Source organism: Phyllobacterium sp. TAF24 (assembly GCF_052113785.1).
Classification (GTDB): Bacteria; Pseudomonadota; Alphaproteobacteria; order Rhizobiales; family Rhizobiaceae; genus Phyllobacterium.
This window is the reverse complement of sequence record NZ_JBFRDN010000013.1, coordinates 65,190-86,234: the sequence shown is the minus strand read 5'-3', so window position 1 is coordinate 86,234 and position 21,045 is coordinate 65,190. Positions and strand designations below refer to the sequence as shown.

The following is a 21,045-nucleotide window of genomic DNA, read 5'->3' as shown; positions in this document are numbered from 1 at the left end:
TCAATGAGCATTGTTCGAAACAGCATCACACGTTCTCTGACTTCGGTCGCGCTAACCCTTGTTTTGGCAGCCCCTTCATGGGCTCAGCCGGTCCAATCAGGCGATTTTCCGTTTCGCCGATCCATCATTTTCGGGGATAGCCTGTCCGACAATGGCGGGCTCAAGGAGGCAACTAACGGCCTATCGGGGGCGATCATCGGTGCGTTCCTCGAAATAGCCAAGCACGCGACTGACGGACGGATAAGCAATGGATCTGTCTGGGATGAATATCTGGTCCCAAATCAGGACAGAGGAATGACTGTCTCATTTGGCGGCGTTGCGGCAGCAGCACTCGGCTTTACGGGTTGGGCTGTCGCGGGGAATTATGGTGCAACAGGGCCCAATGGCGGAAAAAGCATAAACTACGCGGTGGCCGGCGCGAAATATCTCACTCCCGACGGGATAGAGGGCCGGGTGATTCCTACCCCGGGCGCCCAAGTTGACGCTTTCCTGAAGGCGACGGGATATGCCACCAATTCCATCGACAAGAATGACCTTGTGACATTCTGGGCCGGTGCCAATGATGCATTTGAGGTTGTTGGCAAAGGCGACCAGGTTCAGACGTCAGCGGATGCGTCAAAGCAGGAAGCGCTCAAGAGCCTGAATAAGCTCTACGCGGCGGGTGGACGCAAATTCCTCATTCCCAACTTACCAACCTTCGGATCAACTCCCCGCTATAATATGAACGGACAGACRATAGCAGCCGGCAATGAGGCTACAGACATTTTCAATAAACGCGTAGCCGCAGCCATCAGTGAGTTTCAGGCTTCACATCCGGATGTCACAATATTCGCCCCCAAGATCGGACCGCTTCTCGATACAGMCATAAAATATGGCGCTGATTTCGGATTCACGAATGTTACGCAAGGCTGCTATTATACGGACTGTTTCAAACTCGAACGTGGTTCAGAGGCACAAAACGCTTATCTTTTTTGGGATGATGTTCACCCGACAACGCGCATGCATGCCTATCTTGCCAATTATATCAAACAGTATTGGCTCAATCCTGATCTTGCCGGTTTTTACACTGTTTCGCCAAGCAATCTCTTCAGCACGGTGCGGCATTACTTTTTCCCGGATGATGCACGAACCCTTGCCGGCTATCTGACCGGCGATGCCGCTCTCTACAAGCTCAATGGCGGCACCCTCACCGTAACAGGTGAGAACACCTACACTGGTGGTACGTTTATCAGAGATGGTGGCTTGCGCATCGGCAATGGCGGAACAACCGGCTCCATCATCGGCAATGTTGAGATGGGAGACCAGGCGCTGCTGCAGTTCGATCGCTCGAACACCTATGTTTTTGATGGTGTTATTTCCGGTAAAGGCAGCGTCGAACAGAATGGTTCCGGGCGAACGGTCCTGACAGGCGCCAGCTCCTATACCGGCGATACCATCGTCAACAATGGCATGCTGTCTGTGAATGGCTCGCTCGTATCGAAGGTGACGGTGAATAATGGCGGCATCATCGGCGGTACGGGTACGATCGGTGGTTTGTCAGCCAAGAGCGGCGGTCTGGTTTCACCCGGCAATTCCATTGGCAAATTGACAGTTAATGGTGACGCATCCTTTGAAAAGGGTAGTGGCCTTGCCGTTGAAGTTGCAGGCGACGGACGCAGCGACAAGCTGACAGTGACAGGTACAACCACACTTAATGGCGGCACGGTTTATGTGCAACCTGAAAACAGCACGTCCCTGTTGACGGAAGGTCAGGTAAAAACCCTTGCAGGCAAAAGCTACGTCATTCTGACCGCAAATGGCGGCGTCAATGGCAGGTTTGATAATGTCACACCGTATTACAGGTTTTATGGTGCAAATCTCAGCTACAACCCTGATGACGTGATCCTCACCCTTGCGCGTAACGGGACGTCCTTTGCCTCAGCAGGAATAACGGCGAACCAGAAAATGGCTGCCGCAAGCATCCAATCCATGATGGTGGCGGCGCCTGAAGCCAACACCGCTCCAACAACCGTCAGTGGCGAAAGCGCAGCGAAGGACCCGGCCAATAATACGGCGCAAGCCCAACAGCCACAACCTGCGGCCACTCAACAGACAACGACCGGAAAACAGTTGGCAGTCGCGCCATCCACGGCGGACAGCGGGAATGGTGATACCAAGAAGCCGACGATCACACTCTATAATGAGGTGGCCGCCTCAACCATCAACGACAATTTGCCCATAGCTCTGACAGCCCTTTCCGGCGACGTGCATGCTTCCCTGAGAGGCATGCTCCTTGAGGACAATCGCTTCGTGCGTGATGCTGCAACCAACAGGGTGCGAGAGGCCTTTGATGGCATTTCGGTCAAGCCGGATACCGTTCCCAACAGCGCCGACAAGTCAGGCGCAGCAAATCCTGATGCAGCAACCATAGCAATGTGGGGTCAAGCATACGGTTCATGGAACCACGTCGACAGCAGTGGCAATGCCATCGAACGCAACCGTTCAATCGGTGGGTTTGTAACCGGTATTGATGGCATCGTTGCCGATAACTGGCGACTCGGCATTCTGGCGGGCTACGCCAATTCCTCAATGAAGGGAGCCGGTTCATCCGCCTCGGTCGATAGCTATCAGGTTGGTATCTATGGCGGCACGCAATGGGATGCACTTGGCCTGCGCTTTGGCGGCACCTATGCGCATCATCAAATCGACACTGATCGGTCGGTGACCTTTGGCGGCATCGCGGACTCAACCAATGCCAGCTACGATGCCAACAGCTTGCAGATATTCGGCGAAGCGGGTTACGAAATCAAAACCTCCATTGCTTCGTTCGAACCATTTGCCGGGCTTTCCTATACCCGGTTGAAGACTGACAGCTTCACGGAGACTGGTGGCGTCACTGCGCTATCGGGCTTTAGCGGTTCGACAGAGGCCACCACCTCCACGCTTGGTCTTCGCGCCTCCCGCCAGTTCCACCTCGGCGATACGACGACGATGACCGCCAAGGCTATGGTCGCGTGGCAGCATGCCATGGGCGACACGACGCCGGAAGCTAAACTTGCATTTGCTGGCGGCACTTCATTCTCGGTCGAAGGTCTGCCCATCGCAAAGGATGCGTTGGCACTTGAGGCAGGTCTGGATTTCAACCTGAGCCGCAACACTTCGCTCGGCATTTCATACCGCGGCCAGATCGCTGATCACATGAATGATCACTCCATCAAAGCTGATCTCAGCATCAAATTCTAAAGAGACGATTGGCCCTCCCCCCTTATGGGTAAGGCGCCAAAGCATGAGCTTACAAACAAAAAGGGGAATAAAATGAAACTAAAATATTCATCAATGATCGCTGCACTTTTGATGACCGCGACCCCGGCTCTCGCCAGCGAGCCAATTGTCGGGTCGTGGAAAATGGATGATGGAACAATTATCCAGTACGCTTCGTGCAATCAGAACGCATTCTGCGGCACCGTCGCAAGCGGTCCCGACAAGGGAAAATCGGTTGGTACAATGGCCGGAACCGGTAGCGCCTATACCGGCAAAGTCATCAGCTTCAAGGAGGGGAAAACCTATGACGGCAAAGCAACTGTAAGTGGCAATGAGATGTCCCTGAAGGGCTGCGCGCTTGGTGGACTGATCTGCAAAAGCCTGAAATTGTCGCGCCAGTAGCGAGCCTAAAACGGGTCATGTTAGGGAGAGGAATATTTGGATGAATGAAACAACACCTCGGCGAAACTTCTCCGAGTATCAGAATGGCATCTATCAGGAGGGTATGTTCGGAAATAAAGTTCCTGACATCACCACCAATCTGGCCGATCTTGAAGAGCATGCGAAGCGTCATTTATCGCTGGATGCGCTTGGCTACGTTTTGCCGAGTGCAGGAAGTGGTGCAACCGCGAAAGCGAACAGAGCCGCATTCGAGAAATGGCGCATCGAGCCTCGCATGCTGCGCGGAAGCCCTCAAAGGGATTTGTCTTGTACCGTCCTTGGGACGCAAATGCCGGCTCCCCTCATGATTGCGCCAATGGGTATCCAGACTTTGGCCCATCCCGATGGAGAACTGGCAACGGCCCGCGCAGCAGCGACGCTTGGAATCCCTTACATTCACTCGACGCAAGCCGCACATTCTTTTGAAGAAGTTGCAGATGCCAGCGGATCTGGACCGCGTTGGTTTCAACTCTATTGGCCAACCAACAAGGCTGTTTGTATCAGCTTTCTGAAGCGCGCCAAGGCAAGCGGTTTTTCCACACTTGTTCTCACACTTGACACTGTTCTTATGGGATGGCGGCCCGCTGATCTTGATCGCGGATTTTTGCCTTTTCTGCACAACAAAGGTCTCGCCAACTGGCTCACTGACCCTGCATTCCTTGCCGGACTGGCCAAACCCGTTGAGGATGACCCGGTAGCAGCGGCCCTTCATTGGGTAAAGATGTTTCCCAATCCCGGTTTGAGCTGGTCGGATCTGCCCTTCCTGAGAAAACATTGGGATGGTCCGATCGTTCTGAAGGGAATTGTTTCCCCTGCCGATGCCATACTGGCGGCCGAGCATGGGATGGATGGGATCGTGGTGTCGAACCACGGCGGGCGACAGGTCGACGGTGCTGTTGCAGCGTTGGATGCCTTGCCTCTGATTGCTGAAGCGGTTCGCGACAAACTTACAATATTGTTCGATTCTGGCACGCGCACCGGCGTTGACGTAACCAAGGCCCTGGCGTTGGGAGCTCAGGCTGTCCTGTTGGGTCGTCCGGTGCTTTACGGCCTTGCACTTGGTGGACAGTCCGGTGTCGAACATGTGCTGCGCTGCTTTTTAGCCGAACTCGATTTGACGCTCGCCCTGTCTGGCTATGCAACCCATCGTGAACTGAAGAGAAGCTCGTTGCGATCGGTTTAAGTACGGTTTTTAAAGTCTCCAGCACACTCTCAACTATGCGTCATCAATGATGCCGAAAGACTAGTCGCTATTTGCTCTTGACTTAAAACATGATTGTGTATCATGTTTATAATGTAGGGATATGTCATACTGGGGGAGATTGACATGAATGAGGGGAAACAAGCCAATAACGCGTGGAGAGTGCTCTGCCTGCTCTTTCTGGCCAACCTGTTCAACTTCTTTGATCGTGCCATTCCGGCCATCCTTAATGAGCCGATCCGGCACGAATGGGGGCTGACAGATTTTCAGCTTGGTCTTGTCGCTTCAGCCTTTACAGTTGTCTATGCCATCGCCGGGCTGCCGATGGGACGACTTGCAGATACGGGCTCGCGCAAGAAGATCATGGGCTGGGGTCTCATTGTCTGGAGCGCTTTCACGGGCTTGAACGGATTGGTCTGGAATTTTTCTTCCTATCTCGCTGTGCGTATTGGCGTGGGAATTGGCGAAGCAAGCTATTCTCCGGCAGCAAGCGCACTGATCGGAGATCTGTTTCCGTCGAACAGACGCTCTCGAGCTCTCGGGATATTCATGCTGGGACTGCCGCTGGGCCTGATACTCGCCTTCTTCACCACTGGCGCTGTGGTACGCGCTTTCGGCTCCTGGCGGGCGCCTTTCTTCCTTGCCATGGTTCCAGGCATTGTCCTTGCAGTACTCATCTTTTTCATCAAGGAGCCACGGCGCGGCGCAGCCGAAGAACAGCAAGTTGTGCAAGCGACTGTCACGCGCCCCATACGCAAAGTGCTCAGTATCCCAACCATGTGGTGGCTCACGCTTGCGGGAATTGCAGCAAATGTCGCGGCCTATTCCACCAACTTCTTTATGGTTCCTTTGTTACAGCGCTATTTTGGCCTTCCACTTGAAAAGGCAGCCATAATCACTGGCGTGATCGTAGGTGTCACCGGCTTGATTGGCCTGACATTTGGCGGCTGGATTGCCGACAAGATGCATCAGCGCTCCGAACGAGGCCGACTATTGTTCGGGGCATTGGGCCTGCTGGTATCAGCAGGTGCAACAGCTTATGCCCTGACGCTCGGCGGCACCCAGATTGCGTTGTTTACGGCCGTGTTCAGCTTTGGTTGGCTGCTTCAATACAATTATTACACCTGCGTCTATCCGGCCATTCAGGATGTTGTGGAACCGCGCCTGCGCGCAACCGCCGTGGCTGTTTTCTTCGCGGCACTTTATCTGCTGGGAGGAGCCTTCGGACCGATTGTCGTTGGATTACTTTCCGATCACTTCTCAGCCACCGCCATGCTGGCGGCTGGCGCATCACAAATGACCGAAGAGTTTAAGGCAGACGGTCTCCATGCGGCAATGTTTGTCATTCCCGTCGCTCTGTTCATAACAGCTATTGCCATGTTCGTAGCTGCGCGCACGTTCACAAGGGATGCCAACGCCATGAAAGCAGCATGATGCAACACATCCATCCATGACCGAAATTGCCCGGGAAATTATTTGGTGATCGCGACTTGAGAAGGAGGATGGAGCTATGACATCGACGACCCTGCGCGGCCGCTTGGAAGCAAAAATAGTCCGGGCAATTATACGTTCTCCCAAATGGCTCATGCGGGCCATATGTGGCCCCGCGATTATCCGTGATGGACAGACACTCGACCTTCAGGTCCAGTTCCTCTTGCATCTGTTCAAGCGGAAGGACGGACCTCCAACTGTCCAAATGGCGAGGCAGGAGTTGGAAGCAATGGGCGGTTTGCTTGCTCATCCTGCAACTTCAAATATCACCATCGCATCATTGGAACTTACCGGACCGACCGGGGCCATACCGGCACGAAGTTACCGGCCGCGCAACATGCGTGAACCGGCTGCGGCGCTGGTTTACTATCATGGTGGTGGATACGTGGCGGGATCACTCGATTCCCATGACATGCATTGCCGCCAAATAGCTCTGGATGCCAACTGTCTGGTCATCTCCGTTGATTACCGGCTGGCGCCCGAGCATCCATTTCCGGCCGCTATTGATGACGGCGTGGCGGCTTTCCGGCAGGTTACGATCCGGGCAGGTGAATTGGGTGTGGACGTAACACGCGTAGCCGTTGGCGGCGACAGTGCCGGTGGCAATCTGGCCGCCGTTGTCGCCCAGCAAACAAAAGATGATATTAACAAACCATGTTTCCAGTTGCTGTGGATACCATGGGTCGACATGAGCAGGCAGCGTCCGTCCTATACGCTTTTTGAGCGTGGCTTTGGTCTTGAAAGAATTCATATGGAGTGGTTCACCGAACTATACCTGCCCAGAATATCCGATAGCCTCGATCCGAGAGCATCCCCCATACTTGGCGATGTAGCAGGACTGGCCCCGGCAGCAATTCTGATTGCGGGCTTTGATCCGCTGCGCGACGAGGGGGAGGAATATGCCCGCAAGCTGGAGGCAGCCGGGATCGACGCATTCTGCAAACGTTACCCCAGCCTCCCACATTCTTTTTTGGGTGCCGGAGGCTATATTCACGATGCCGCGGTATCATTTGACGATGCAACCCGCCAGTTGCGTGAAGCCTTTGCGCGCGATGACGCCACCCCATCCAATGTGCTCAGATTTAATCAGGCGAATGCCGGTGGGCAGTCACAATGAACAGGCCAAAGGGCCAGAAACGTCTCGCTTGGTTAGCCAAAGCCCGCTGCGGAGTAATCTTGGTTGATCTAATGTTCTACGAGCAACCCGCCATCGCCGCGGCGGGTGACCTTGAATCTTGCATCAGCCCGATCAAAGCATTTTCCCGTCAGTTCCGAAAAATCGCCACTCTTTCGCGGGTAATCCACGTAGGCCGCCATCCGGTTCTTAACGACAAACATGAGCAGAGTAGCTTCTTCATTTGCCGTGATTGCCGAACGTGAAGCTATACTCCAACCGAAGCCCAGCATCTGGCGAACACTTTCTTCGGTCGAATACGGCCCGGCTACACAAACCTTCTCCCATTGTGACGGAACAGCGACTGAAAGATCCACCGAGCTATTATTTGAGGCCGCAAAATTCTTTTCAATCATGGCCACCGAGTTCGAATTGCCGGTGCAGGACGCAATCAAAAGCACCGCGAATGGAACTAACCCACGCCAACCATATCCGTTCATGCCCGAAAAGCTCCTGCCGTTTGCTTGATCGTGATATTCGAGTTTAAGAATTTCGTCAGGGGATAACCGGTGTAGGTTGCAGGGCGATTACGCCGTCAATGTGCACGCCGACTTGCGGATTGGCGATGTGGATGCCCGCTTTTGCAAACGCTTCGGCAATTCGAGCATTGAGTTCGTTGATTGCGTTCATCCTGTCTTCGATCGACCGAACGAACACTCTGAGTTCGAAGTCCAAGCCTCCGCTCGCACCAAACGCCACGAGAAAACTGCGGGGTGGTGGACGGGCTAATATCAACGCATGTTCTGTGGCTGACTGACAAAGAATCCGGTGCACTGCTGATATGTCCGTATTTTCCGCGACACTGACTTTGATCACAAGACGCGTGCTCGTATCATTGAGTGTCCAGTTGCTTAATCTATCCGTGATGAAGCTCTTATTCGGTACCAGTACTTCCTTGTTATCGGCATCAACCAAAGTGGTGGCGCGGGCGCGTATCTTGCTCACTGTTCCGGTATACTCGCCGATAGTGACCAGATCGCCGACACGCAACGGGCGCTCGAACAGTATGATGAGCCCCGATACAAAATTTGCAAATATCTCCTGCAAGCCAAACCCCAGGCCCACGGTCAGCGCTGCGACCAGCCATTGCAGTTGATCCCATCGCACGCCGAACAGGCTGAGACCGGTGACAAGTCCGCCAATGATAATGACATACCGACTGATCGAGGTAATTGCATATCGCGTTGGCGCATCGACACCGGCGCGCGCATGCAGTCCTATCTCGACAATACCCGGCAAACTCTGTGCGGCCACGAGTGACAACACAAGCGCCGCAGATCCAAGCAGCACAGATTTCGAGGTTACTGCGTCACCCCAGATGTGAACTTCATCAAACCACTCCAATGCCGGGAACAACCCCGACCACAACCAGATAAATCCCGCAAGCAGCAGCATCCCGGTTACGGCTTTCAACAACCGTTGACTGTGCTCACTGAGAGTTTGCCAGCGAGCATCTGTGCCACCGGGTTCCAATGAACCGCCACGTATATTTATCCTTTCCTGCCGTAACACATCTGTTTGCAGCAAACGTTGCTCCAGCCGGGCCTCACGCAGTTCACGAAGCATGAACCAGCGTTTAAGCAATCCCCTGACAATACATACGAACAAGACAGCAAAAGCCGAGTTTTCAATCAGGGAGATGAGCGTTATCACTGTGAGGAGATAACCAGAGACGACCAGTCCGAGAAGAAAAATAATACCGCCGAGTAGCGATAGCCGAAGCAGGAAATACCCTAGATTAAAGCCCTGCCCCTCAGCATCTCCAGCATTCGTCCGATTGACAGCCAATAGCCGCCATACTGCGAAACCTGCAATACCCAGCCAGAATAAAAGCAGATCGCGGCCTGCGATGTCCCAGCTTGCTTCCTGTCCCGGAACAAATACCAATGCAAACCCAATTTCCACTGCCAGCAGCACCCATAGGAAAGGTCGCAACCGCTGGATTTTTTCGCAATTTTGCTGCGTCCAGCCAAAATGGCGGTGCGCCAAGCCATTTACAGCTGTCAGAGGTTTGATAAGGCCTATCACGAACAGCAGCGGAGCCATCCCCTGCAACATTCTCGGTAGCAGTTGGCCGAATTCCCCGGGGATCTCAGCGCCTCTGATCAACCAGCTCGCCCCCAGAGCCAATACTGTCAACGGCGTAGCCGCAACGAATGTGCAAATCAACGCAACAAGTGTCGAACGATAATTATTATCAGCGATGTGTTCCGATGGGCTGGGGTAACGAGCCAAAACCCGGGGAAGACCAATCCGCACCGACATACCGAAAGCCAAGCCAAGAAACACCGTCAACAATAACGGCCATTGTCGCAGCAAGGCCTGCCACAACAATGGCGATGGCTTCAGATATACGAGAGACGGCAGCAACATACCCCAGCCTTGCGATTGGCCTGCGACCCAGTTTTCATCAATTGATGCGTGGCTAGGCGTCCACGGCAGTCGTCGCTCCAGCAAGTCTTCGAGTTCGGTGGACGCTTGCAGCTGTGTTTTGAGGCTCCGCTCCTGTCCGCTTAATGCGGTCAGGAGTTGTGCGTTAAGCGACATTAACGCTGGTAGAGCTTTAGCCCGAGCGTCCAACAATTGTTGCGCTTCGCTTTGAAGTTTCGGCGTATCAAAGGGAAGTCCAGCCAAAACATTTGCGTTCACGGGCATCGCTTCAGTGGCACTATCCCATGCCTCGCCTATTTCGATCTGCTGCAGCCGGGCAGCGTTTGACTGGTGACGCACCTCGCGAAGTCTGGTTGTGATTGTGGACAGCGCATCGAGGTCGAACGTTGGCTGGATAAGGGACAGCGCCTGCGCGCTGTTGTCATTGACGGCCAGACGAGCCCTGACGCTTTGCGTAATTGCTGCAACCTTGCGCGCTCTTTCGGCGTTGCTTTCGGCGGCATCCTCGGCAAACCCCAATGCCTTGTCGGTATCATTCAACAGACCGCCGTAAGCCAGATTCTTCTGTGCCAAAGCTGCCAGAGCTGGATTTCTATCCTGTGACGAGTCTGGTGCGACGCGAGACAACGCGCCGCTTTCAAGTTGGGATCGAATTGAGGTTGTTTGCGCCGAGCGGAGACTGACCAGACGCTCTCTCACAATGCCAAGTCTTTTCTCCGTCACTGCAAGCCGGTTCGCCAGATCGCGATATTTCAGATCGAGTTGAACACGGCGTACAGGTGCCGCTGCCAGATCGCGATTTTTCGATTGTTGGCCGGCAATCGCCCGACGCAGTTTTGCGACACTCACCACATAGAGCAGATCGGCCTGAAAACTTGTATCGTCGAGGCGCCGACGGAGTGCATCGTCAACGGCTTGACGATAAGAAGAAACGACGTCCTCGCCAGTACTGATCAGCGCATCAATCGACAATGTCGACCGGGCACCTGCAACAGCATCGGCCTCGGATCTTAGTTCGGTAATCTCAGTGCGCGCCTGATCACGCAGGTGTTCAAGCGCGACAAGATCGGGGGCATGTTCAACTTGCAGCCGCCAGGCTTCCAATGTCTGTTGTGCGTCGCTGCGGGTCGGGTTCCTGTATTCAATCGTGTCTGTAAACTGGTCGGACTTTGTACCGATAGCCCGCATAATATCAGCGGTCACAGCTTCATCCCGCGCAGCTTCATCCAAACGCGTTTTTGCAACTTTGCGCTCTGTTTCATCCAGATCCGCGCCATCGAGGCTATCCCGCAGCCGCGCGATATCAGTGGATACGGATGGAATGCTCAGGGTTTGCGCACCCAACAATACCGGAGAACCAAACAACACCCAAAAGACGACAACCGCGATGCCAAGGCATCGATTGAGTGGAACTACAGTTTCTAGCACTGTCATCGATCGTCACTTTCAAAAGTGTGATCCACCTGAAGTCAAATCGTCTGACTTCATCAGGTTCGATTGGCCACGACCCGGCGCCGCCTAAGGGTCTTCATGGCTGGACGCTGAATGTTCTATTGCGGAAATCGAGTGTATAGCTCGAGAAATTCGTCAGGAGGTCCTGACCGATTACGCCGAAGTAATTCTCGGCTTCGCCGTCCGTCGGCTTGGTGAGGACATGTGGTCCATTGAGGAATATGGGTTCATCACCGACAAAGAGTGGCAGATCACGTGCACCGAAGGCGGGAATTTCCTTAATGCCGCCTGCCCCGGCCAGACGAGCGACCTCCCGTGGCTTTCCGCGGAAGACATTGGTGTGTTCGGCGAAATAGTGATCGGTGAGGTAAGAACTTCCGGAGCCGGTGTCGAGCACGAAGAGTCGCGGCTCTTTGTTACCGACAAGTTGGTTGTGATCTATGACGGGAACGGTGCCAAGCGGAACGAGCAGAGCGTGACCTGCGAACCACAATTGGACGTCTGTGCGAGGATCAACGGCGGGGGATTGCTTGGATACGGCAAGCCCACCATCTTTGGAAAAGGTGAGACGCCCCAGCGCCGTGATAACGGGAAAGCCAAGGAGTGCATTGGTCTGACGCTTGATTTGAGCGATATAAAGATTCTGATCTGCAGTGACATAAACAGCGACGTTGTGAAGCTCGGCCTTACCTATGGTAAGACTGGGAATAAAACCGGGCTGCGCAGTAAACGCGCCACCACCAAAGCCTTGAAAGGTCGCCTCGCCATCGAGCAAAGTTACGCCCCAACGTTTTGCAGTGGTTGCAGAAAGGACCGAGATTTCCGCGCCAGTATCAAATTGCGCCGAAAACGCCTCACCGCCAACACTGACTGGATATTCAAGGCCGGTGCGCGCAAAACTAAAGTCATCATTGATCTGGATCGTCTGTACAGGCACCTGCTGCAGCAGCCTGGCAACCTGASGTTTCTCCTGTGTGCTTTTGCCTCCATCGGGCATCTGCGCGCCCCATGTTTTGTCAATCATATCGTACATTTGAGCTGAGACGCCGTATTGCGACTGCTTCATGGCGTTCTCGCCAAGTGTCTTCAAAGCTTCTCCGTTTTGTTGTGCATTTAGGGACGCTGTGGTCGAAGTCATTGCCTTGAAAAGAAGCGTCTGTGCCTCATCAAAACGGCCAAGGCGGGAAGCAAGCATGCCGTGGAAATATTCCGTCTGTTCGGAATTGAGATTACGTGCCTGGCCGAGTTGACTCTGAAACTCGATGTAACGGTTCTCATCGAGGAGTCGCTGCAGGGAGGAAGCGGTAACCGTGGGGGCTGACTGGGCGATTGTCGGCAAAAAAACGAACAACAGCGCGATGCAACTACAAAAATAGGCGGATTTTTCGATGCACAGTCGTACTTGCAGCTTCATAAGCGTCCGATCCTATAAATGTTAACGTGTATCAATCCCGAATGTCGGGTAGATTTCCGCTCGAACCAATCAGAACTCTTCACCGGAAATCATCCCTCTCCCACCCGACTACGGAATTGGTATGACTTGCTGCTTCTTGAGAGCGGGCTTCTTTTTCACCACTGGTTTCGTTTCGTTGAAAACCAGCATCGGGTTTTTGTCGAGCATCGCCAGCGCGTCGCTAAATCCCCGCATGTCGGCCGCTACAGCCGCACCATTGCCTGATTTCGTGTATCCAATTCCGAACAGTTCTCCGCTCAGTACACCCTGCTGAACAACGCCATCAAACGGAACGACCGCCCGACAACTCTGATCGCAACTCTGGAACGGAACATTGGTCAAAAACTTACCCATTCGAAGGACCAGACCAGCCTGACGGTCGACCGTATTGTCGACGTCAAAAACCAGATTGGGCTTACCATTCGCCGTGAGGGCAAGCCGCCATACAACGGCTATGTCAGCATTGGTCAGTTTCTGCTCAATGACGCAAACACGACGTTTGGTCGACAAAAGGAAATCGCAGACCAAATTCCACGTACCGAAATAGAATGTCGCTTTGGCGAGATCTCCTGGAGCGACATTTGTCCCGGGTTCTATGACTGCGGCGTATTTATCGGTTTCGGTGTTGGTTTGCTGAGCGCGAGCCGTACCCGGGGCAATCCAACTGAGGACGATCAGGGCTGCGAAGAACAACGCGATCACCCGACGGTTCAAGGACAGCTTCTCAGCATTCATTTGGTATATCTGCCTCACCTAGAATTCGCCCATCATGCCAACGCGAACGCCCACATTGCCTCCGCCGCCCCAGGAGACACCTCCCGTTACCCCAAATGGATTGTCCGTATCAAAACGATGAGCGACGGACGCTCCAAATGCCGCCTCGCCGCGGAAAGTGGCAGCATTGGTAGCCCAGGTTGTGCGGCCGGCTGCAGATGGCATCGGAGCTGAAGACATGGCCATGGCCGCTGCGATGCCCTGACGCGCTTCTGTCCTTGTCTCACGAATGCTGCTGTCCAAACTTGCAAAACCCTTGTCCATATCAGAACGCAATCCGCCGACCTGTGTATCGGTGTAACCACGATCAGCCGTCGAATTGGCGTTCAGTTGGTTGAGGTTCACCGCATCGGTACCAGCAGTACCAGCCCCAATATTATGCAGCACCACTGCCCCACCCCCTCGATTGAACGTCAGGTTCGTGCGATCCACATTGCCCTTGTCGTCGGTATCGTAAGGCAAAGCAGTCGCTTGCACGTTTGAGATGGCGCGATCAAGCTGGCCGCGATTGACGGCGTCCGTAACATTTATGCCCTCCGCAACATTCTTGATCGTCACCGCCCCACCGTTGTTCGCCCCGACCAGTGTCACGTTATTTGTCGCATTCCCACCGGGATCGGCATCATATTTTATGCCAAGATTATTGACCGCTTCGACTGCCCCAATTCTTTGATTGACATCGTAAAGTTGGCCACCATTGACAGCTTCATTGCTTCCTTGAGCAATGGTGCCATTAGCAACTCCAACAAGCTTTCTCGCGCCGTTAGTCCCGGTAAAATTCACGGCAGATCCGCCAACGCCCGCTCCCACGGTGAGCTGCTGTCCTGCCACCTGGACCAGACCGGCCGACCCATTGGCTACATTGGTCACGCCTGCATTCAGCGCATTAACCGCCCCCTGAACGCCTTGAACAGTTTGACCCTGAACAGTGTAGGTAGGACCAACAAATCCACCAGTAGCGGAGTTGAACGCCGCGCCACCTCCAAATATACCTGCCAGATCGTTGCCGGATTGAACGTAACGCGTATTAAAGCCGACCATGTTCTGATCGAGAGCTGTCAGAGCACCACTGACACTATTGTAAGCAGCCGGTGGATTTGCCGGATTGTTGATTGAAGCACTGTTAATAACCTGGCTGAACCCGGTGATTGTCCCGGTTGCCGCATTATAGGCGGCACCGCCGCCAAGCGTCGATGACAGCCCGCCGCCCAGCGCATCCGTCTTGGCACTCGCACCGCCGCTCGCCGCTGTCAGCTGTGACACGTTCACCGCATCGGTCGCCGCCACGCCATTGGCAAGATTGGCGATCTTCACACCGCCGACAGGGGCTCCCGCACCACCGGTTGCACCGAGCGTGATCGTATTGCCGCCAACTGCATCATACTTGACTGCAATGTTGGCCGTGTTCACCGCATTGGTGTTCAACGCTGCCAGAGCACCGGCAACACTTGTCTGTGGTGTTGCTGTTCCATCCACCGCACCCAGCACGCTCACCGCATTGATCGGCTGGCTGAACCCGGTGATCGTCCCGGTTGCCGCATTATAGGCGGCACCGCCGCCAAGCGTCGATGACAGCCCGCCGCCCAACGCGCCGCTGGCCGCATTGAGCTGTGACAGGTTCACCGCATCGCTGCCCGCCGTGCCATTGGCAATATTATGAAGTTTTACCGCTGTAGCCGCACCTGCACCACCGAGCGTAACATCTGTCTTTGTTGTGCCATCACCATCATATTGGACGGCGTTGGCTCCACTGGTCAAAACAAGCTTCTCAATAGCCTGGTTGGACGCATAGAGCTGCGAACCGTTGATAGCATCTGTGCTGTCGCCGGCAAGCCGTCCTGCGGCAACATTTGTGATCGTCCGCTCGGAACCAACACTGCCAATACTCAGTGTGCCAATGGGCGCGCCACCCGCGAAAGTGTAGGGAACACCACCGAGTATCATGCCAGTCGTGGCAACAGCGTCGCCTGCCACCGCGCCAGATCCGAGCGCTATGGATTGATTGCCTGTTGCAACAGCATTATTACCCAAGGCGAGTGAAAATCCGCCATTTGCCTGAGCAGATGGGCCAATGGCCGTGCTGTTCCCACCAGCGGCATGTGCCTGAAAGCCGAATGCCGTGTCTTTGACACCGACAGCTGACGTATACTGGCCAAAGGCCGTTGAATAATCGCCCTTCGCACGCGCACCGGTGCCAACCGCAATGGCTACAAAGCCATCAGCGACAGCACTGTAGTACTGGGTACTTCCGGTTCCCGTAGCTGGGTCTACGCCAATCCCCAACCATATCTTACCGGGATTAAGCGGATCGTCATCGAAAGCAGCCCATGCCAATGAGCTGAGGGCATTTGCGTATCCATTGCCTTGTCCATTACCAGCCCAAGCGACCACAGTGCTCATAGTCCAAAAAGCCAGGATAGCGATTGGGCTGACAGTGATTGCCAGTGCGCCACGCGCTCCCCACGCAATCAGCTTCTTTTTCGACACAACGTTGTATTGGGGTTCGCTCAAACGATCGGGATAGTCGTGTTGCACGAAGTCATCGCACAAATCATTCTGATGAGAGGCTTGGTTGTATACATCACCGAATGCTTCGTCAGTTACACGATTCATCATGATCTATTCCCTCCGCTTCCCGGAACGTAAGGTCAGCCAAGGAGCGTCTAAAAATCGCCCCATGAAACAGTGATCTGTACTTCCAGGAGTTCGACGAATTGTTTTCAAAGGTCTGAAGGCTTGAGGCAGTCCTGACTTGCAACGCTCAGGAAATAACTATCCGCCACTTACATAGACAAAAGTTCAGATAACCAAGAAACCATATGCCGAGAGCAAGCAACATCTCAGCCTAAGCACCTCCTCATCATTAAGAACATCTGGAACAACAAAAAAAGCCAGCGCTCAAATCAAAGACTTGCTTATAACATGACTCGTAGTCATATTTAATTTGGCAAATTATAATGACAATGGCAATCATAATTTCAATCGAATGTTAGTTAGCTAAAGCCGTGCCAACAGGCCACGGAAAACGCGCGCCGGCCGTCACTTCCGCCCAAAACAAAACCACTGCGGAAACGCCTTCACCTAATGCGCGCGGGTCAGCAGGGTGTTCCAGGCATTGGCCAACTGTTCAGGTGTGAAACCACAGTGCGCATAACCATAGATGCCAGTCAAAGGGATCGCTTCTTTTGCTGGCGGAAGCGGGGTTGCCGCCACGAGATTCCTCTGGTTGCCGGAGGCTCTGACAGTGCGCAGGAAGCTCTCAAACTGGCTGTAGCGGACGAGCGAATCCTTTTTCCCATGGATAACAACCAGCGGCGTGGCAAATCGCCCGCTTGCCTCATGCCAACGTTTGGCGTTGGCGACAGCCACCGGGTCTCCCTTGATACGGGCTATGTTCCGATTCAGCGCTTCCGTCTCCTTACGCGTCAATTCCGGCGCGGTGTATCGGTATTTTCTGTTGTCATAGGGCCTCCCGCCATAGGTGGCGATGATGTCATCCATACCGAGCGTGGCCACAAAAAGTGGCGCTGCAAATGATGCAGGATCAGGATCGATCCTTGCCACTGATGATATTTTCCTGATGATCCCGGCCGCATCCCCCTTTGGATCGTTGCCTGCATCTTTGAACAACTTGACGAGCGGATTGCTGATCGCCCGTGCTCGCAGGAGTTGAAAAGCCGTTGTTACCGTGTCGAGCGAAGATGGCGACACCATAGACATTGCGGATGTTCGAAGATCTTTGCCACCAGGCAATTCGTAAGGCGTGCCGCGGGTGTAAAAGTCATAAACAGCTCTTACATCGACCATATCCCCAAACTGGCGCTGCGTACTGTTGGTAATACCACATGCGGATATGGCGCCAACAAACATGCCGGGATGCTGCTCAATCAGCGAAATCACAACAGCGCCGCCCATTGAGGCCCCCGACAAATAAATCTTCTTTATGCCTGCGCTCACGAGCACGCTCCTGAGACCAAGCGTATTGGTAGCACCGCCCTTGATGTCCACTCCAGCTTTGTCATAGGCGCTGTGACCGACAGCAAATCCTTGAGAATAGGCAGCCTTCATCAGTTCCGATGCCTCATTGTGCATCGGGTTTCTGGATACGGCTACTGATGTTCCGGGAAAGGAGTAGCCGTGCGCGTATAGCAATGCTTTTCGATTCCAATTCGCCGGTATCGCCAAAGCGAAGGCTTTGCGTTTGATGGTCCCATTAATAGTAAATCCGCCATCTCGAAGCTGCTCCACATGAATATCCCTCGCACCCGCTGAGCCAAGGCTCCTTTCGAGGGCGCCTGATGATTGTGTCCGTTGATTTTGAGCAATTGAAGCGTTGGCAGACATGGCCAGCAAGGCACTGGCAAGCGGAATGCATTTGAGACCAATAGCCAAGGCGAAGCGCAGCCGATGATTCAGTGCTGAACGAGTAGTCAAAACGCTTACAAACATAGCATACTCCAAAACATGACACATAATCATATTTAATATGAAGCATTATCAGATTTTGTGTCAATGGGCAAAATGCGACTTTGCAGAACCGTGCGTCAGGTGGGTTGAGTGGATGCGAATGACTTCGGAGCCATACTCGAAATTGGTTGACGGAGCGGATCAGCGTGGCGAGTGCCGCCTCCAAGCGGCTCTATTTGCAACGACAATGCGAAAAATGATTCTGCAGAGCAGGTTGGGGAGCATAAGCATTTGTCGGGCGATCAGGCGGCGAGTGCTGCTTCATCGTATTCTTGATTGTCGTTTGCCATGCTCGTGTACCATTGCTGGAAGGTTGAAACGAAGGGAGCCATCAAGCGTCTGAGTGCGGATTTGCAGCAGAAGATGGGCACCAACTTTGCTCCATTGCATTTGCTGCTTCTTGGCGAAACGCTTGGATATGACAGCATTGACAGTTGCCTCGACAAAAGCTGAAGAGATGCGTTCACCAGACCGATAACGCTCGCCGTAATTGATCAGGCTTGCATTGTGGGATCCGATATAGGACCGGAACTCGCCGATGGTGGTCAAGAATTTGCGCATGTTGGGATAGTCTGTTTCAAGAGCTTCCGCATCAAATTGCAGGTCTGCGATTTCGTCGCGCGCACGATAGCCGTTGCCATGCCAGAGATACCATTTGATTTTGCGTAGGTCCTTAAGCAGATCCTGCCCAGCCTGCTCGTCGTAGTTTTCGACTCCCAGCGCGAACTGGCGAAGGACTGTGATGCGCATGGTGATGTGGAACCAGTCCAGGACATGCTCGCTCGCCGGTGCGATCATTTCGGCAAGCGATCGAACCTCTTCGCCGCCGTCGGTGATGAAGGTGATATCCTGATTGGCCTGAACACCTTATTTGATGAGATGATCAATGATGCGGCGTTGCGGCTTGCGATCATGACCTTGGACGAAGCCGATATAGCGCGGTTCACCCTCGTCAGGTAGCGAGCGGCCCACGATCAGTTCGAAATTCTTTCTGCGGTTATCGCGGTCCCTGATGTAGCCGCCATCCAGACCGATAACGATGCGGCCATCCTTCCGCGAATCTGGGGTAAGCCTTGCCAGCGTTTATGGCCCCTGCAAGTTCGTGCATGAGATGGAACATCGCCTTTCTGCGCGAGCGGTTCATGGCGGGCATAAAGACAATTGGCCTGCGCCCTTAAATCTGGCCTGCTTGGGGCGACGTATGATTTGGAACTGATCTTGTCGTCGCCCCTTTTGTCGAATCCGATCGCTGATATAACTCCAATAAAGTCAACCAAAGGACGACCGCTTTGCGCCGCCATTACGGCCGTTAAACCAAGCTACGACATTTCCTTAAAGCTGCCGTTCTGCGTACGGGACCTGGCTGTCCGGTTCGAGGTGGAAAGTGGACTGTCTTCGTTAAGGCAATATTGGATGGATGCGGACCTTGCCTGAACAACGGCGACGATCTAAGGGTGAGTATGCCTTTTCCTTCATCTCACAATTCGGGAATTGCTGAATGGCGGGGAGCCTTCGAGAACGCGGAGGTCAACGCTCTCCACGCGAAATGCTTTGAACACCGGGAGTCGGCGGACGACTGGTGGGCCCAAGTCAATCACTTCAGTCTCGGATGGGTTTGCATTCGTCGATCGGCAAAGTTGGTCGGGTTCATGAACGTGGCGTGGGATGGGGGAGTTCATGCTTTTATCCTGGACACCATGGTCGATCCCGCTTTCCAACGCCAGGGTATTGCGAAGGCCCTGATCAAAGAGGCGGTCGCCCATGCAAGGCGGACCGACTGCGAGTGGCTGCATGTAGACTTCGATCCACATCTCAGGCCGTTTTATTTCGACGCCTGTGGCTTCAAACCGACGAACGCCGGCCTGATCCCATTGAAATGAGATGACAGCTGTTGGGATCGACAGTGCTTCCTATCGGCAGTTGGCGTGAGGTCGGTTGCCGAAGTGCAACTGTTCTTCGAGCAAGACTGAAACCGGACGAGCCATTGTGGGGGCCTCCGGTCATTGTTGGCACAGTTCAATTGCTAACGCCTTGAGAAGATTCGAACCGAAAGCCATGCAATTAACAAAAGGCTTCGCCAAATCCGATGCCACGGATCGCAGTACGGAATTTATGGAACTCAGAGAATTGCGTAAATGTCTACTGCCCTTGCACTTTGCTTTCTTTCGAGCCCACATTTGACTGGGCTTGAGTACATTAGGAGCTGGTGAAACTCAACACCAATAGGCCCGAACGTGCGATTTTGGCCGTTTGAAAGACCAGACGAGGTACGCGGCGCGAATAGACATGTTCGGCGCGCGATATCCCGACGGCATCAATGTGCCACTCGCAGGGTCAAAATATGGGGACTAACCGCCCTCCATAGGCCTCCTTCTCGAATTCAGCACCTGCTTCCCCCGGAAGAGACGTGCCATCCTTGAAATCTCCCCAATGAACCATCTCATGCAGAACCGTGCGTTCAATCATAAGACGCATTGTTTCGGGGTCTTCATATATGCCCGACTTCTCGATACTGTCACAAACACTCAATGCGATAAAAACGGTATTCTTGTACCTATGATCAAACTGGCCTTTCAACATGTGGCCAGGTTTTCGTTTCTGGGGTGTTTGAACCATAGCCCGACAGTCTATCGTGGGCAGGCTGCCGAGTGTCAGAGCAGAGTTGGCGGCCACCTCGCTTAGCTGAGAGTGCCGCATGAACGCCTTGAATATCTTTGTGTTATACTTTGTCTTTGGAATATTTTCGGATATCCATTTTGATAAATTTGGATAGTCTTTAATCATTCGAGATGAAAGTTTCATGCTTTTACCCTGTGGCTTTGATCCGCGGACAATTACACCGGCCATATTAATTGGCAAGCGTGAGGAGATCGCGCGACTAAGGCTCTGTTGCCAATGTCGACTTTGTTTACAATGGTCGGCAGGGCCTCCCCGCCGAGCTATTCCACAATGCTAAGAAGG

General features: G+C 53.7%; 13 protein-coding genes and 1 pseudogene. 6 read left to right on the top strand and 8 right to left on the bottom strand.

Annotated features, from left to right (window positions below; all coding sequences use genetic code 11):
- The first annotated feature begins 3 nt into the window (after positions 1-3).
- From AB4Y96_RS13245 to AB4Y96_RS13225, 5 genes are all read left to right on the top strand, one after another.
- Positions 4-3,222 (top strand): autotransporter domain-containing protein, encoded by a 3,219-nt coding sequence (locus AB4Y96_RS13245; protein ID WP_441917922.1) that lies wholly within the window; start codon positions 4-6, stop codon positions 3,220-3,222.
- Between the two features lie 72 nt (positions 3,223-3,294).
- Entirely contained in the window at positions 3,295-3,642 is a 348-nt protein-coding gene (locus tag AB4Y96_RS13240) for a DUF2147 domain-containing protein (RefSeq protein WP_441917921.1), read from the top strand.
- Positions 3,643-3,682: 40 nt separating this feature from the next.
- Entirely contained in the window at positions 3,683-4,864 is a 1,182-nt protein-coding gene (locus AB4Y96_RS13235) for a lactate 2-monooxygenase (RefSeq protein WP_441917919.1), read from the top strand.
- Between the two features lie 144 nt (positions 4,865-5,008).
- Positions 5,009-6,316 (top strand): spinster family MFS transporter, encoded by a 1,308-nt coding sequence (locus AB4Y96_RS13230; RefSeq protein ID WP_441917917.1) that lies wholly within the window; start codon positions 5,009-5,011, stop codon positions 6,314-6,316.
- Positions 6,317-6,602: 286 nt separating this feature from the next.
- Complete coding sequence (locus tag AB4Y96_RS13225) at positions 6,603-7,490, top strand: alpha/beta hydrolase (protein ID WP_441917915.1); 888 nt, start codon at positions 6,603-6,605, stop codon at positions 7,488-7,490.
- A 68-nt stretch (positions 7,491-7,558) separates the two neighbouring features.
- Here AB4Y96_RS13225 and AB4Y96_RS13220 read toward each other — a convergent pair whose 3' ends face one another.
- The 7 genes and pseudogenes from AB4Y96_RS13220 to AB4Y96_RS13190 form a co-directional block, all read right to left on the bottom strand.
- The gene (locus tag AB4Y96_RS13220; RefSeq protein ID WP_441917913.1) at positions 7,559-7,987 is read right to left on the bottom strand and encodes a hypothetical protein; all 429 of its coding nucleotides are present in this window, start codon (positions 7,985-7,987) and stop codon (positions 7,559-7,561) included.
- A 55-nt stretch (positions 7,988-8,042) separates the two neighbouring features.
- Entirely contained in the window at positions 8,043-11,372 is a 3,330-nt protein-coding gene (locus tag AB4Y96_RS13215; RefSeq protein WP_441917911.1) for a mechanosensitive ion channel domain-containing protein, read from the bottom strand.
- Positions 11,373-11,466: 94 nt separating this feature from the next.
- Complete coding sequence (locus AB4Y96_RS13210) at positions 11,467-12,804, bottom strand: aspartyl protease family protein (RefSeq protein ID WP_441917910.1); 1,338 nt, start codon at positions 12,802-12,804, stop codon at positions 11,467-11,469.
- Between the two features lie 108 nt (positions 12,805-12,912).
- Positions 12,913-13,578, bottom strand: coding sequence for a hypothetical protein (locus tag AB4Y96_RS13205; RefSeq protein WP_441917908.1), 666 nt, complete (start codon positions 13,576-13,578; stop codon positions 12,913-12,915).
- A gap of 18 nt (positions 13,579-13,596) precedes the next feature.
- The gene (locus AB4Y96_RS13200; protein WP_441917906.1) at positions 13,597-16,233 is read right to left on the bottom strand and encodes a hypothetical protein; all 2,637 of its coding nucleotides are present in this window, start codon (positions 16,231-16,233) and stop codon (positions 13,597-13,599) included.
- A 465-nt stretch (positions 16,234-16,698) separates the two neighbouring features.
- Complete coding sequence (locus tag AB4Y96_RS13195) at positions 16,699-18,066, bottom strand: alpha/beta hydrolase family protein (protein WP_441917904.1); 1,368 nt, start codon at positions 18,064-18,066, stop codon at positions 16,699-16,701.
- Positions 18,067-18,326: 260 nt separating this feature from the next.
- Positions 18,327-19,134 (bottom strand): annotated as a pseudogene (locus AB4Y96_RS13190) (ISKra4 family transposase); the annotation flags it as partial.
- Between the two features lie 410 nt (positions 19,135-19,544).
- Between AB4Y96_RS13190 and AB4Y96_RS13185 the strand changes: the two are divergent.
- Positions 19,545-19,964, top strand: coding sequence for a GNAT family N-acetyltransferase (locus AB4Y96_RS13185; RefSeq protein WP_441917902.1), 420 nt, complete (start codon positions 19,545-19,547; stop codon positions 19,962-19,964).
- Between the two features lie 454 nt (positions 19,965-20,418).
- On the opposite strand, the gene AB4Y96_RS13180 is transcribed toward AB4Y96_RS13185, so the two are convergent.
- Entirely contained in the window at positions 20,419-20,886 is a 468-nt protein-coding gene (locus AB4Y96_RS13180; protein ID WP_175540637.1) for a hypothetical protein, read from the bottom strand.
- Positions 20,887-21,045: the final 159 nt, after the last annotated feature.